Annotated in this window: 13 protein-coding genes; 2 read left to right on the top strand and 11 right to left on the bottom strand. The window is 73.1% G+C overall.

What is annotated here, in order from left to right; genetic code table 11:
- Nucleotides 1-121: 121 nt before the first annotated feature.
- The 7 genes from tsaE to ACFV7Q_RS13830 form a co-directional block, all read right to left on the bottom strand.
- Nucleotides 122-700, bottom strand: coding sequence for a tRNA (adenosine(37)-N6)-threonylcarbamoyltransferase complex ATPase subunit type 1 TsaE (gene tsaE / locus ACFV7Q_RS13860; RefSeq protein ID WP_385427976.1), 579 nt, complete (start codon nt 698-700; stop codon nt 122-124).
- The gene (locus ACFV7Q_RS13855; protein WP_385427973.1) at nt 633-1,841 is read right to left on the bottom strand and encodes an alpha/beta fold hydrolase; all 1,209 of its coding nucleotides are present in this window, start codon (nt 1,839-1,841) and stop codon (nt 633-635) included. The genes tsaE and ACFV7Q_RS13855 overlap by 68 nt, the downstream gene beginning before the upstream one ends.
- 18 nt (nt 1,842-1,859) lie before the next feature.
- Nucleotides 1,860-2,999 (bottom strand): alanine racemase, encoded by a 1,140-nt coding sequence (gene alr, locus ACFV7Q_RS13850; RefSeq protein WP_385427970.1) that lies wholly within the window; start codon nt 2,997-2,999, stop codon nt 1,860-1,862.
- Nucleotides 3,000-3,139: 140 nt separating this feature from the next.
- The gene (locus ACFV7Q_RS13845; protein WP_385427969.1) at nt 3,140-4,579 is read right to left on the bottom strand and encodes an NAD(P)H-hydrate epimerase; all 1,440 of its coding nucleotides are present in this window, start codon (nt 4,577-4,579) and stop codon (nt 3,140-3,142) included.
- A gap of 39 nt (nt 4,580-4,618) precedes the next feature.
- A complete protein-coding gene (locus ACFV7Q_RS13840; protein ID WP_385427967.1) occupies nt 4,619-4,987 on the bottom strand; it encodes a holo-ACP synthase in 369 nt (122 codons plus the stop codon).
- Between the two features lie 14 nt (nt 4,988-5,001).
- Nucleotides 5,002-6,852 (bottom strand): glutamine--fructose-6-phosphate transaminase (isomerizing), encoded by a 1,851-nt coding sequence (gene glmS / locus ACFV7Q_RS13835; protein WP_385427964.1) that lies wholly within the window; start codon nt 6,850-6,852, stop codon nt 5,002-5,004.
- A gap of 123 nt (nt 6,853-6,975) precedes the next feature.
- Nucleotides 6,976-7,752 (bottom strand): hypothetical protein, encoded by a 777-nt coding sequence (locus ACFV7Q_RS13830; RefSeq protein ID WP_385427961.1) that lies wholly within the window; start codon nt 7,750-7,752, stop codon nt 6,976-6,978.
- A gap of 289 nt (nt 7,753-8,041) precedes the next feature.
- Between ACFV7Q_RS13830 and coaA the strand changes: the two genes are divergently transcribed.
- Nucleotides 8,042-9,037, top strand: coding sequence for a type I pantothenate kinase (gene coaA, locus ACFV7Q_RS13825; RefSeq protein ID WP_385428053.1), 996 nt, complete (start codon nt 8,042-8,044; stop codon nt 9,035-9,037).
- A gap of 39 nt (nt 9,038-9,076) precedes the next feature.
- Nucleotides 9,077-10,036 (top strand): DUF389 domain-containing protein, encoded by a 960-nt coding sequence (locus ACFV7Q_RS13820; protein ID WP_385427958.1) that lies wholly within the window; start codon nt 9,077-9,079, stop codon nt 10,034-10,036.
- 25 nt (nt 10,037-10,061) lie between these two features.
- Here the strand turns inward: ACFV7Q_RS13820 and glmM are convergent, their stop codons facing one another.
- The 4 genes from glmM to ACFV7Q_RS13800 form a co-directional block, all read right to left on the bottom strand.
- Entirely contained in the window at nt 10,062-11,420 is a 1,359-nt protein-coding gene (gene glmM, locus ACFV7Q_RS13815) for a phosphoglucosamine mutase (RefSeq protein WP_385427955.1), read from the bottom strand.
- 132 nt (nt 11,421-11,552) lie between these two features.
- The gene (gene rpsI, locus ACFV7Q_RS13810; RefSeq protein ID WP_179173326.1) at nt 11,553-12,068 is read right to left on the bottom strand and encodes a 30S ribosomal protein S9; all 516 of its coding nucleotides are present in this window, start codon (nt 12,066-12,068) and stop codon (nt 11,553-11,555) included.
- A gap of 41 nt (nt 12,069-12,109) precedes the next feature.
- The gene (gene rplM / locus ACFV7Q_RS13805) at nt 12,110-12,553 is read right to left on the bottom strand and encodes a 50S ribosomal protein L13 (protein WP_045945297.1); all 444 of its coding nucleotides are present in this window, start codon (nt 12,551-12,553) and stop codon (nt 12,110-12,112) included.
- Between the two features lie 238 nt (nt 12,554-12,791).
- On the bottom strand, nt 12,792-14,066 hold the full coding sequence (locus ACFV7Q_RS13800) for a glycosyltransferase family 87 protein (RefSeq protein ID WP_385428051.1): 1,275 nt from the start codon (nt 14,064-14,066) through the stop codon (nt 12,792-12,794).
- Nucleotides 14,067-14,084 lie beyond the last annotated feature (18 nt).

The raw sequence follows: 14,084 nt of genomic DNA, 5'->3' as shown, positions 1-14,084 counted from the left end.
GGCACCTGTTGGGGCGGCCGCGCCCGGGACGTCCCCGGCCCGACCGGGCCGTCCGAAGCCCGCCCGGGCCGTCCGAAGCCCGACCGGGCCCCGCCCCGCCGCCCGGAAGGGCGACCCGGACTCAGCCCGCCGTGACGGCTCCGAGACCCGCCAGCAGGCCCGGTGCGGCCCAACGCCGGCCGACCCCGCGCACGGTGACCTCCCGTACGTCGTCCAGGACCTCCTCGTGGCCGACCGCGCGGGCGATCACCACGTGCAGCCGGTCGTCCGACAGGTCCTCCACCTTGCCGTCGCCCCACTCCACGACGACCACGGACTCGGGCAGCGACACGTCGAGGTCCAGGTCCTCCATCTCGTCCAGCCCGCCGCCCAGCCGGTACGCGTCCACGTGGACCAGCGCCGGCCCGCCGCGCAGCGAGGGGTGCACCCGGGCGATCACGAACGTCGGCGAGGTCACCGCCCCGCGGACACCGAGCCCCTCGCCGAGCCCGCGGGTCAGCGTGGTCTTGCCCGCGCCGAGCTCCCCCGTCAGCAGGACGAGGTCGCCGGGGCGGAGCAGCCCGGCGATGCTGCGGCCCAGCGCCTGCATGGCTTCGGGCGAGTCGACGGTGATGCGCGCCCCGGCGGCGCCTTCAGGATCCTGCGATCCCCGCACCGGGCTGCGGGGGGCTTCCAGCGCTTCCAGCGGTACTTCTTCCATGTCCGCCAACGTTAGCCGCTGTGGGCACCGCACCGGTGCGCGCCAGCAGCTCGGCCAGCAGCCCGGTCACCGTCTGCGGGTACTCCAGCATCATCAGGTGCCCGGCCCGCTCCAGGACGACGAGCTCGGCGGCCGGCAGCGCGTCCTTGATGGCCTGGCTGTGCGCGGCCGGGGTGATCATGTCGTGGTCCCCGGCGACGACCGTGACGGGGATGTCCGCGAACCGCTGGAGGGCGGCCGTCTTGTCGTGGGCCTGGAAGGCCGGATAGAACTCGGCGACCACGTCGATGGGGGTGGCCTCGATGAGCCGCTCCGCGAACCGGGCGACGCCCGGGTCCACCTCCCGCGGGGCACCGAACGAGTACATCTTGATCATGCCGGCGAAGAGGTCGGCGGTGGCCCGGCGGCCCCGCTCCACCAGCTCCACCTGCGAGCCGAGCGCCTTGAGCACGGGCGGCAGGATCCGTCGCACCGCGCCCATCCCCACGGCGGGCAGACCGTACGTCACCTCGTTCAGGCGGCCGCTGGAGGTGCCGACCAGGGCGACCCCGAGCACGCGGTCGCGGACCAGCTCCGGGTACTGCTCGGCGAACGCCATGATGGTCATACCGCCCATCGAGTGACCCACCAGGACCAGCGGGCCCTCGGGGGCGGCGGCGTCGATGACGGTCTTCAGGTCGCGGCCGAGCTGGTCGATCGTCACCGCTTCGCCGTCGGCCTGGGCGAAGCCGCGGGCGCTGCGGCCGTGGCTGCGCTGGTCCCAGTACACGGCGCGGACGAGGCCCCGCAGGGCGGCGCGCTGGAAGTGCCAGGAGTCCTGGCCCAGGCAGTAGCCGTGGCAGAACACGACGGTCGGCGCGGGCGCGGCCTTGCGGCGCAGGCGCGGGCGCGGCCGTTGGGCGGCGTCCTCGTCCGGCTCGTCGACCTCGTAGTGGAGCTCGGTGCCGTCCTCGGCGTAGGCAGCGCCGGGCGTTCCGCGCAGGGAGCCGTAGTCGCCGGTCGCGTCGAGGGCGACGCGCGCCTTGCGGCGCACGCTGCGCCCCACCGTGATCCGCTCGACGGCGACACCGGCCGCCGCACCCGCGGCTATCACGCCGATCAGGGCTCCGGCCCAGCCGGCCCTGCGCCAGTTCTCGCTCACGCCGTCCTCACTCAGCACTCAGCCGTTGCGGTAGACGCGCGGTACGCGCCCTCCGATACGGGTGACGATCTCATACGCGATCGTCTGTGCTGCTTGGGCCCAGTCCTCGGCGGTGGGTTCGCCGTGCTCGCCGGTGCCGAACAGAACGGCCTCGTCCCCCGCCCGCACCGTGGCGCCGGGCCCGAGGTCGACGACGAACTGGTCCATCGCGACGCGCCCGGCGACACGCCGGATCCGTCCGCCGACGGAGACCGGGCCGCGGCCGGAGGCGTGCCGGGGGATGCCGTCGGCGTATCCGGCGGGGATCAGGGCGAGGGTCGTCTCGGCGTCGGTGACGTAGTGGTGGCCGTAGCTGACGCCGTGCCCGGTCGGCACCGTCTTGACCAGGGCCACGGACGCCTTGAGGGTCATCGCGGGGCGCAGCCCGAGCTCCGCGGAAGTGCCGAGCTCGGGGGCCGGTGAGACGCCGTACACGGCGAGGCCGCAGCGCACCAGGTCGAAGTGGCTGTCCGGGAGGGTCAGCGTCGCGGGCGAGTTGGCGATGTGCCGGACCTCGGGCTCCAGTCCCTCCTTCTCGGCACGGGCGAGCATGTCGCGGAACGCGGCCAGCTGGAGCTCGACGGAAGGGTGGCCGGGCTCGTCGGCGCACGCGAAGTGCGACCAGAGGCCGGTGACGCGGACGGTGCCCTCGGCCTCGGCTGCAGCGGCCGCGCCGACGAGTTCCGCCCAGTCGGCGGGCTGGCAGCCGTTGCGGCCGAGGCCGGTGTCCGCCTTGAGCTGGATCCGGGCGGGCCGCCCGGCCGCCCGGGCGGCGGCGGTCACTTCGTCGAGGGCCCACATCGCGCTGACGGACACGTCGACATCGGCTTCGACGGCCTCGCGCCAGGGACCGCCGGGGGTCCACAGCCAGCACATGATCCGGCCGCCGACCCCCGCGGCACGCAGGGCGAGCGCCTCCTGGGGCGTGGCGGTGCCGAGCCAGGTGGCCCCGGCGTCCAGGGCCGCGCGGGCGCAGGGGACCGCGCCGTGCCCGTAGGCGTCCGCCTTGACGACGGCCATGACCTCGGCCCCGGGTGCCCGCTCGCGCAGTGCGCGCACGTTCGCCCGTACGGCGTCCAGATCGATCTCGGCGTACACGCGCCCCGGTGTCTCGTTCATCGCCCCCAGTCTCTCAGAGCCCGCCCCACCCCCGCGCGACCGCCATTCCCAGCAAGCGACCACCAGCACGCACCGGCCCCGCCGTCGTGCGGGGCGCGGGGAGTGAGGGGTCGGCCTCCGGTGGCCTCGGCGGCGGTCCGTCAGGGCCGGGCGACGTTGCGCCAGGCGGCGGGGAGCGCCTCGGCCACCTCATGGGCGAGAACCGGCGCCCCCGCAGCGGCCGACCGAGCGGCGAGCCCGTGCAGGTACGCCGCCACCGCACCCGCATCCGCCGCCCCCAGCCCGGCCGCCAGCAGCGACCCGCCGAGCCCCGACAGCACGTCGCCGCTGCCCGCCGTCGCGAGCCACGGCGTACCCGTCGGGTTCACCCGCACCGGCCCGCGCCCGCCCCCGTCGCACACCAGCGTCGTCGACCCCTTCAGCAGGGTCGGCGCCCCGTACCGCCCGGCCAACTCCCGTACGGCCGCGAGCCTCCCGGCTTCCACCGCCTCCCGCGGTACCCCGAGCAAGGCGGCCGCCTCGCCGGCGTGGGGGGTCAGCAGCGTCGCCGCCGGCCGGGCGCGCAGCGCCGACGGGTCCAGCCCGCGCAGTCCGTCCGCGTCGACCAGCACCGGCACCGGGTCGGCCAGCGCCCGTGCCACCTCCTCGCCGCGCCCCTCCCCCAGTCCGGGTCCGACGACCCACGCTTGGACCCGCCCCCACCCGATCAGCGTCTCGGGGTAGCGGGCGAGGACCTCCTGCGCAGCCGGGCCGACGTACCGCACCGCCCCCGCACCGCCCCGCAGGGCCCCCGCCACGGCGAGTACGGCCGCGCCGGGGTACTGCGCCGATCCGGCGACGATGCCGACGACACCGCGGCGGTACTTGTCGCTGGACGCCGCCGGCCGCGGCAGCAGCCCGGCCACATCGGCGTGCTGCAGGGCCTCGACCTCGGGACCGGACGGGGCCCCGGGCCCGGGCCCGGGCCCTGCCGGGGCGTCGAACTCCAGCCCGATGTCCACCAGCCGCACCACGCCGGCCCGCGAAGCCCCGGGGTCGATCAGCAGCCCCGGCTTGTGGGCCCCGAAGGTCACCGTGACGTCGGCCCGCACGGCCGCCCCGGCCACTTCCCCGGTGTCCGCGTCCACCCCGCTCGGCAGGTCCACGGCGACCACGACGGCCCCGGCCGGGATCCGTTCGACCAGCGCTGCGGCCGCCGGCCGCAGTCCGCCGCGCCCGCCGATGCCGAGCAGCCCGTCCACGACCAGGTCAGCCCGGTCGGGCACGGTCTCGCCGACCCGCCCCCCGGCGGCCCGCAGCGCGGCCAGCCCGCCCGGGTGCATCCGCTGCGGGTCCATCGGCACGACGGTCACCCCGGCGCCGCGCCGGGCCAGCCGGGCGCCCGCGTACAGGGCGTCGCCGCCGTTGTCCCCGGGCCCGACGAGCAGCACGACCCGCGCCCCGTACACCTTCGGCAGCACGTCCGCGCAGGCGGCGGCGAGCCCGGCCGCCGCCCGCTGCATCAGGGCGCCCTCGGGGAGCCGAGCCATCAGCTCCCGCTCGGCCGCCCGTACGTTCTCCACGCTGTAAGCAGTCCGCATGCGCCCAGCCTGCCCGATCGGGCGGCCGGACCGGTGCCCCTACGCCTCGGCGATGACCACCGCCGAGGCGACGCCCGCGTCGTGGCTGAGCGAAACGTGAAAGGTCTTCACCCCCAGGGCCACGGCCCGCGCTTCCACGGTGCCCTGCACCCGCACCCGCGGCTGCCCTGACTCCTCCACGTACACCTCGGCGTCGGTCCACAGCATTCCGGCGGGTGCGCCGAGCGCCTTGGCCAGTGCCTCCTTCGCGGCGAACCGGGCGGCGAGCGAGGCGGTCCCGCGCCGCTCGCCGCTCGGCAGCAGCAACTCGGACTCGACGAAGAGCCGCTGCGCCATGCCCGGCGTCCGCTCCAGCGCCGCGCCGAAGCGGTCGATCTCGGCAACGTCGATTCCCACGCCGATAATCACAACGAACTACCCATTCACTCCACGGTCACGGACTTCGCGAGATTACGCGGCTGGTCCACCTCGTTCCCGCGGGCCGTGGCGAGTTCGCAGGCGAACACCTGGAGCGGCACCGTCGCCACCAGCGGCTGGAGCAGCGTCGGCGTGGCCGGGATGCGGATCAGGTGGTCGGCGTACGGGACCACGGCCTGGTCCCCCTCCTCCGCGATCACGATGGTCCGCGCCCCGCGCGCCCGGATCTCCTGGATGTTCGACACGATCTTGTCGTGCAGGACCGAGCGCCCGCGCGGCGAGGGCACGACGACCACGACCGGCAGGTCCGCCTCGATGAGCGCGATCGGCCCGTGCTTGAGCTCGCCCGCCGCGAAGCCCTCGGCGTGCATGTACGCGAGCTCCTTGAGCTTGAGCGCACCCTCCAGCGCCACCGGGTAGCCGACGTGCCGCCCGAGGAACAGCACGGTGTTCTTGTCGGCCAGGGACCGGGCCAGCTCCCGCACCGGCTCCATCGTCTCCAGTACGGTGTCGACGGCCGCGGCGATGTCGGACAGCTCGCGGACCACCGCCTGGATCTCGTCGCCCCATTTGGTGCCCCGGACCTGCCCGAGGTAGAGCGCGACCAGGTAGCAGGCGACCAACTGCGTGAGGAACGCCTTCGTCGAGGCGACGGCCACCTCGGGGCCGGCGTGCGTGTACAGCACGGCGTCCGACTCCCGCGGGATCGTCGACCCGTTCGTATTGCAGATGGCCAGCACCTTGGCCCCCTGCTCGCGCGCGTGTCGCAGCGCCATCAGGGTGTCCATGGTCTCGCCGGACTGCGAGATCGCCACCACCAGCGTCCGCTGGTCCAGGATCGGGTCGCGGTAGCGGAACTCGCTCGCCAGTTCCGTCTCGCACGGGATGCGGGTCCAGTGCTCGATGGCCAACTTCGCGATCATGCCCGCGTGGTACGCCGTACCGCACGCCACGATGACGACCTTGTCGACCTCCCGGAGCACCGAGGCGGGAATGCGCACCTCGTCCAGGGTCAGCGAGCCGCTCGCGTCGATCCTGCCCAGGAGGGTGTCGGCGACAGCCTTCGGCTGCTCGGCGATCTCCTTGAGCATGAAGTAGTCGTATCCCCCCTTCTCGGCCGCCGAGGCGTCCCAGTCCACGTGGTACGCCCGCACCTCGGCGGGCGAACCGTCGAACCCGGTCACCGAGACCCCGTCGCGGCGGAGCTCGACGACCTGGTCCTGCCCCAGCTCGATCGCGGACCGCGTGTGGGCGATGAACGCGGCCACGTCCGAGGCGAGGAAGTTCTCGCCCTCTCCAACGCCCACGACCAAAGGGGAGTTCCGGCGGGCGCCGACCACCACGTCCGGCGCGTCGGCGTGCACCGCGACCAGCGTGAACGCCCCCTCCAGCCGCCGGCACACCTGCCGCATGGCCTCCGCGAGGTCGTGCCCGGCGGCGGCGAACCGCTCCGCCAGCAGGTGGGCCACGACCTCGGTGTCCGTCTCGGACTCCAGCCGGTGCCCCCGGCCGGCCAGTTCGGCGCGCAGCGCGGCGAAGTTCTCGATGATGCCGTTGTGGACGACGGCCACCCGGCCGGCGTTGTCGAGGTGCGGGTGGGCGTTGGCGTCGGTGGGCCCCCCGTGGGTGGCCCAACGCGTGTGCCCCAGGCCCGTGGAGCCCGCCGGCAGCGGATGCGCGACGAGCTCCTTCTCCAGGTTGACCAGCTTGCCGGCCTTCTTCGCGGAGGCGATCTCTCCGTCGGCGAGCACGGCGACGCCCGCCGAGTCGTAACCGCGGTACTCCAACCGCTTGAGCCCGGCGATGACCACATCGAGCGCCGACTGCGCTCCTACGTAACCCACAATTCCGCACATACGGCGCAGCGTACGCCGCGATCGGCCCCAGGCCCCGCACTTGGACGAAACGAAAACCCCGCTCCGGCGAATGCGCCGGGCGGGGTTGACGGCCGCTCAGGCGCCGGGCGCCAGCAGCGTGGCTCAGCCGAGCTTCTTGACCTGCGCGTCGATGACGTCCTTCGGGAGCGCCGGCTTGCCGCCGAGGTTCTGCACCGAGAACGTGGCGAGGGTGTTGCCCTTGCGCACCACGACCAGCTGCCCGGCCATCGGGGCCTCGGCGTCGCCGAAGTCCGCGAGGAACGAGGCGGCCTCGTCGCCGGCCGTGACGGCGTCGCCCGCCGCCACCTTGTTGACCTTCAGGCTCTCGCCGCCCTGGGTCATCGTGTAGCCGCCCGCGCAGGCGGTGCCCGCCGTCTTGAAGGCGGCGAACGCCTCCTCGGCGCCCTTGCCGTCGTAGGAGGTCAGGGTCACGGAGGTGCCGGTGGCGCCGGTGAGCATCTCCAGGGCCGCCTTCGCCTTGTCCGCCTCCGTCGCGTTGGGGTCGGCGGCCTTGCCGGAGGTGCCACCGACCTGGATGCGGGCCACACCGGCGGAGGTGCCCTGGGGCGCCATCGACGCGGCCTGGACGATCGGCTTGCACTCGGCCTTGTCGGTGGTGGCCGCGTGGGCGGCGATCTGGGCCGCGGAGGGCGTCTTGACCACGCTGCCCTTGGGGGCCTCGGCCTGGGTCAGCAGGAGGGGCGCCAGCTCGGCGTCCGTCTTGCCCTTGGCCGCGGCCGCGGCGGGTGCGGAGGCCGCAGGGGCGGACGACTTGGCGTCCTCCTTCTTGCCCTCGGACGAGCCGCACGCGGTGGCGAGCAGGGCCAGCGAGACGGCGGACGCGGCGACGACGGAACGGCGGACAAGGGTGCTACGCACGAAACTCCCCCACAGGATGATGCACATGACGGTCGGGACGGCCCGGACGGAACCCACTCCCCATGGGAGGGCCGGAGCCACGATGATCAGCAATCTACGTGCCGCCACCGACACCCGCTCACCCCGAACCTCCGTTCGTGCCCGATCGTGATCTCAGTGAGACCGAAAGCCGCCCCCGGGGCCTGCGCCACGTGACCGACCACACCACCCACGAGGGGCCCCGAGCCACGACAATGGCGGTGTGATCACTTCGCCGCCACGAAGCAGCACGCCCGACCCGGACTGCGCGATGACGCGCCCCGAGCGGTCCGAGCGTTCCCCGCGCCGGGCCGAGGTCTCGCCGTACGTCGACCTCACCCGCGCCGAGTGGAGCGCCCTGCGCGAGCGCACCCCACTGCCGCTGACCGCCGAGGAGGTCGAGCAGCTGCGCGGCCTCGGCGACGTCATCGACCTGGACGAGGTCCGCGACATCTACCTGCCGCTGTCCCGCCTGCTCAACCTGTACGTCGGCGCCACCAGCACCCTCCGCGGCACCCTCAACACCTTCCTCGGCGACGCGGGCGGCACCGGCCACGGCAGCCAGCAGGGCACCCCCTTCGTCATCGGGGTCGCCGGCTCCGTCGCCATCGGCAAGTCCACCGTGGCCCGTCTGCTCCAGGCCCTGCTGGCGCGCTGGCCCGAGCACCCGCGCGTGGAGCTCGTCACCACGGACGGCTTCCTCTACCCGATGAAGGAGCTGGAGCGGCGCGGGCTGACCTCCCGCAAGGGCTTCCCCGAGTCCTACGACCGCCGTGCGCTGACCCGCTTCGTCGCCGACATCAAGGCCGGTAAGGACGAGGTCACCGCCCCGGTCTACTCGCACCTGATCTACGACATCGTCCCCGGCGAGCGGCTCGTCGTCCGCCGCCCGGACATCCTGATCGTCGAGGGCCTGAACGTGCTGCAGCCGGCCCTTCCCGGCAAGGACGGCCGGACCCGGGTCGGCCTCGCCGACTACTTCGACTTCAGCGTGTACGTGGACGCGCGCCCCGAGGACATCGAGCGCTGGTACCTCAACCGGTTCCGGAAGCTGCGCGAGACGGCCTTCCAGAATCCTTTCTCCTACTTCCGCAGGTACACGCAGGTCTCCGAGGAGGAGGCCCTGGAGTACGCGCAGACCATGTGGCGGACGATCAACAAGCCCAACCTGCTGGAGAACGTGGCCCCCACCCGCGGCCGCGCCACCCTCGTCGTCCGCAAGGGTCCGGACCACAAGGTGCAGAAACTCAGCCTGCGCAAGCTCTGACCGCGCTCCCGAGGGCCGGGCGAGGGCTACTGTGCGGGCATGCTCCATCTGCGGATCATGACCCCGCACGACCGGACCGGTGCCGTCCTCGCACTGATCGACCGGACGGTCGGCACCACGCACGTGGCCGTGCTCTCCGGGGCCGCCCGCGACCCGGTCGGCGACATCGTGCTGTGCGACGTGGCCCGCGAGGCCGGGGACGAGCTGGTGCACGGGCTACGGGAACTGGGCATCGACCGGGACGGCGCGATCGCCGTCGAACACATCGACCTGTCGCTGTCCCGCCGCGCCGAGGAGGCCGAGGAGGAGGCCCCGGGCGAGGCCGCGGACGCCGTGATCTGGGAGCAGCTGGCCGAGGCGACCCACGAGGAGTCCACCCTCACCATCAACTACCTGCTGTTCCTCGCCATCGCGACGATGATCGCGGCCTGCGGGGTGGTCCTGGACAACGCCATCCTGATCGTGGGCGCGATGGCCCTGGGCCCGGAGTTCGGGCCGCTCGCCGGGATCTGCACCGGGCTGGTCCAGCGGGAGCCGAGGCTCGCCGGCCGCTCCGCCTTCGCCCTGGTGGTGGGCTTCACGGTGGCGATGGCGGCGACCACGCTGTTCAGCCTGGCCATGACCGGACTGGGGCAGTTCGACGAGGCGATGCTGGAGGACCCGCGCCCGAACACCAGCTTCGTCTGGCAGCCCGACCCGTTCTCCTTCGTCGTGGCCCTGCTCGCCGGGACGGCCGGAACCCTGTCGCTGACCTCGGCGAAGGCCGGCGCCCTGGTCGGCGTGGCGATCTCCGTCACGACCGTCCCGGCCGCCGCGAACGCCGCCGTGGCCTTCAGCTTCGGGGACTACCAGCAGATGTGGGGTTCGGCGCTGCAACTGCTGGTCAACCTGTGCGGCATCGTCCTGGCCGGGGTCGCGACCCTCGTGGGCTGGAAACTGCTGTGGCGCACCCAGCAGCACCGGATGGTCCGGCGGCCGGGTGCGCCACGGCGCCCGTAGCCCGGTCGGGCGTGGTGCGCGGTGCCTAGCCGAGCGCCGTCTTCACGACGTCGGCGAGGCGCTCCGCCACCGAACGGGCCTGCTCGGTGTCGGCGGCTTCGACCATCACCCGGACGAGGGGCTCCGTACCGGACGGACGGAGCAGCACCCGGCCGGTGGTGCCGAGCTCGCGCTCGGCATCGGCGACGGCCGCGGCCAGCTCGCCGGAAGTGGCGACCCGGGACTTGTCCACGTCGGGCACGTTGATCAGGACCTGCGGCAGCCGCTGCATGACACCGGCCAGCTCCGCCAGCGTCCGGCCGGTGGCCGCGACGCGCGCGGCCAGCATCAGGCCGGTCAGCGTGCCGTCGCCGGTCGTCGCGTGGTCGAGGATGATCACGTGGCCGGACTGCTCGCCGCCCAGCGCGTAGCCGTGCTCCTTCATGGCCTCCAGCACGTACCGGTCGCCGACGCCGGTCTGCACGACCTGGATGCCCTCGGCCTCCATGGCCAGCTTGAAGCCCAGGTTGGACATGACCGTGCCGACGACGGTGTTGCCGCGCAGGGCGTCGGCCTCGCGCATGGCCAGGGCCAGCACCGCGAGGATCTGGTCGCCGTCGACCTCCGCGCCGGAGGCGTCGACCGCGAGGCAGCGGTCGGCGTCGCCGTCGTGGGCGATGCCGAGGTCGGCGCCGTGCTCGACGACGGCCCGCTTGAGCAGGTCGAGGTGGGTGGAGCCGCAGCCGTCGTTGATGTTGAGGCCGTCGGGCTCGGCACCGATGGTGACGATCTCGGCGCCGGCCCGGGCGAAGGCCTCGGGCGAGACGCGGGCGGCCGCGCCGTGCGCCTCGTCCAGGACGATCTTCAGCCCGTCCAGGCGGTTGGGGAGGACCCCGATGAGGTGGGCGACGTACTTGTCGAAGCCCTCGTCGTAGTCGGAGACCCGGCCGACGCCGGCGCCGGTGGGACGGTCCCAGGGCGCGCCCGTGCGGTGCTCCTCGTAGACGGCCTCGATCCGGTCCTCCAGCTCGTCGGCGAGCTTGTGGCCGCCGCGGGCGAAGAACTTGATGCCGTTGTCGGGCATGGCGTTGTGGGAGGCGGAGAGCATCACGCCGAGGTCGGCACCCAGCGCACCGGTGAGATACGCCACCGCCGGGGTGGGCAGCACACCGACGCGCAGGACGTCCACGCCCGCGCTCGCGAGGCCCGCGACGACCGCGGCCTCCAGGAATTCGCCCGAGGCCCGGGGGTCGCGGCCGACCACGGCCGTCGGCCGGTGGCCCGCGAAGGTGCCGGCCTCGCCCAAAACGTGGGCCGCTGCCACGGAGAGGCCGAGCGCGAGCTCAGCCGTCAGATCCGCATTGGCGACGCCGCGTACACCGTCCGTCCCGAAGAGTTGTCCCACTGTTGTCCTCCCAGATCGCGCTTCGCTTGAGACCGCTGGTGACAGGTATGTGCCGCTCGTGGCGGTAAACGAACCGCCCCGGCAGCACGGAGAGTGCTGCCGGGGCGGTCGTTGCTGAACAGCAGGCGCAGATTAACGCTTGCTGTACTGCGGAGCCTTACGGGCCTTCTTCAGACCGGCCTTCTTGCGCTCGACCGCACGGTCGTCGCGGGAGAGGAAGCCGGCCTTCTTCAGCGCCGGGCGGTTGTTGTCGACGTCCGCCTCGTTCAGCGCACGGGCCACGCCGAGGCGCAGGGCGCCGGCCTGGCCGGAGACGCCGCCACCCGCGATGCGGGCGATGACGTCGTAACGGCCGTCGAGCTCAAGCAGCTTGAACGGCTCGTTGACTTCCTGCTGGTGCACCTTGTTCGGGAAGTAGTCCTCAAGGGTGCGACCGTTGATCTTCCACTTGCCGGAGCCCGGAACGATCCGGACGCGGGCAATGGCGTTCTTGCGACGGCCCAGGCCGGCGGCCGGCTGGGGGTCGCCGAAGCGACCGGCAAGGGACTCGGAGGTGTAGTCGCCCTCGACGACGACGTCCGACTCGGTGGTGTACTCCTCGACGCCCTCGAACTCGTCGACGGGGGTCTCGGCGGTGGTCTCGGCCACGATGCTCCTCAGAATTCTCTGTGTTTAGGGGGTGGCCGGAACTACTGCGCGACCTGGGTGATCTCGAACGGCACCGGCTGCTGGGCAGCGTGCGGGTGCTGGTCGCCCGAGTAGACCTTCAGCTTCGAGAGCATCTGACGGCCCAGGGAGTTCTTGGGGAGCATGCCCTTGACGGCCTTCTCGACGGCCTTCTCCGGGTTGTTCGCCAGCAGGTCGTCGTAGCGCACGGAGCGCAGACCGCCCGGGAAGCCGGAGTGGCGGTAGGCCATCTTCTGGGACGCCTTGTTGCCGGACAGGTGGACCTTGTCGGCGTTGATGACGATGACGAAGTCGCCCATGTCCATGTGGGGGGCGTAGGTCGGCTTGTGCTTGCCCTTCAGGAGGGCAGCGGCCTGGGTCGCCAGACGGCCGAGGACGACGTCCTGGGCGTCAATGACGAGCCACTGGCGCGAGATGTCGCCGGGCTTGGGGCTGTACGTACGCACGGTCGTATGCCTTCGCTTCTTCAGTGATGGGTTCTCCCCCGAGCCTCGCGGCCCGAAGGGAAGGGTCCTGACAAGGCCACCACGGACGATCACGACAGCCCTGGTTCACATCGGGGACGCAACCCGTGTGTACCGCTGGTCATCGGCCCGGTGGACCGGCGTAAGGCCCTTTCACGTGAGAATGAGCAAGCCAATACGCATAACGAACCAGCAGGATACCCATCGCGCCCTGGAAGGGTCAAAACGCAGGCCCGGAGCCCGCCTCGGCGGGCTCCGCGGTGCGCTCTGTTCCGGGCCCGGGAAGGGTCCCTGCAGTTCGTACGCCTTCCAGGTTAACCCGCGCCGGGCGCAGGCACCGCCGCGCGAGGGTGGCCGCCCACACGCACAGCGTGAAGCAGTCCTTGAACGCCCGCCGCTTGCGCTCCAGCTCCGACGGCCACGGCACCCCCGCGACCTGCGGGAACATGCCCGCCCAGAACCAGCCCGAGCGCACCGCCGAACCCGCCCGCACCCCCGAGGCCAGCATCAGCGGCAGTACCACCAGCAGGTAGTGGTCGAAGGAGGGCCGCGACACCAGGAACGCGGCGAGCATCACCATGCAGGCCGTCTCCGCCAGCCTCAGCTCCCCCCCGTCCCGGTCGTCCTCCCGCCGCCACCGCCGCCAGGCCGCCCACAGCCCGGCCAGCGCCCCCAGCGCCGCCACCAGCACCGCGACCGGCTGCGGCACCCCCAGCCGCGGCAGCACCGCGATCGGCGAGGCGTCCCAGGGCAGGGCGTACGCGTCCTGCCCCCGGAGCAGGAACGGCAGCGTTTTGGTGAAGAACAGCGACGGGTTCGGCATCAGCAACCCGCCCAGCAGGGACGTCCCCAGCGGCACCAGCACGGCCGCCGCCAGCCCCCGCCACCGCCGGGCCAGCACGAACAGCAGCCCGACGGGCACCAGCATCGGCTTGCAGGCGATCGCCAGCCCCACCACCAGGCCCGCGGCCGTCCACGACCGCCGGTGCGCGAGCAGCAGGGCGAGGGGCAGGGCGGCCACCGAGATCGCCGTCCAGTTCCCTATCAGGACGAGGTTCACGTACGGCCGGAAGGCCAGCGCCAGCACGGCGAACCCGCCGACCGCGAACCGCGAGCCGGCCGGCACCGAGAACAGCCGCAGCGCCGCCCACCAGCCCGCGGCCACCAGCCCCGACACCACCAACGGCAGCACCCAGCGCAGCACCGGCGTCGGCAGCAGCGCCTCCGGGACCGCCATGAGCACGGCGCTCGGGAGGTACAGGAAGCGCTTGTCCTCGTACGGCGAGCCGCCCGCCAGCAGCGTCTCGGCGGCCTTCACGACGAAGGCGTTGTCCGAGCCCCAGTTCGACCGCAGGCTCGTGGAGACGGAGATCCCGAGGACCACGACCAGGCAACCGGCGAACCACGGGCGGGTCGCAGGAGCCAGCAGCCGGGCGGCCAGGTCCCGCCGCACCGCCGGGTCGTGCCGTTTCCTGAGCCAGGTGCCGGACCGCAGCCGCACAACGCCTCCCCG

The sequence above is a fragment of the Streptomyces sp. NPDC059851 genome, assembly GCF_042732005.1.
Taxonomy (GTDB): Bacteria; Actinomycetota; Actinomycetes; order Streptomycetales; family Streptomycetaceae; genus Streptomyces.
This window is presented reverse-complemented; position numbering and strand designations above follow the sequence as displayed.

Coding starts and splice junctions, on each gene's coding strand:
- tsaE (WP_385427976.1), bottom strand. CDS start 700: ATGGAAGAAGTACCGCTGGAAGCGCTGGAAGCCCCCCGCAGCCCGGTG.
- ACFV7Q_RS13820 (WP_385427958.1), top strand. CDS start 9,077: ATGCTCCATCTGCGGATCATGACCCCGCACGACCGGACCGGTGCCGTC.
- coaA (WP_385428053.1), top strand. CDS start 8,042: ATGACGCGCCCCGAGCGGTCCGAGCGTTCCCCGCGCCGGGCCGAGGTC.
- ACFV7Q_RS13845 (WP_385427969.1), bottom strand. CDS start 4,579: ATGCGGACTGCTTACAGCGTGGAGAACGTACGGGCGGCCGAGCGGGAG.
- alr (WP_385427970.1), bottom strand. CDS start 2,999: ATGAACGAGACACCGGGGCGCGTGTACGCCGAGATCGATCTGGACGCC.
- glmS (WP_385427964.1), bottom strand. CDS start 6,852: ATGTGCGGAATTGTGGGTTACGTAGGAGCGCAGTCGGCGCTCGATGTG.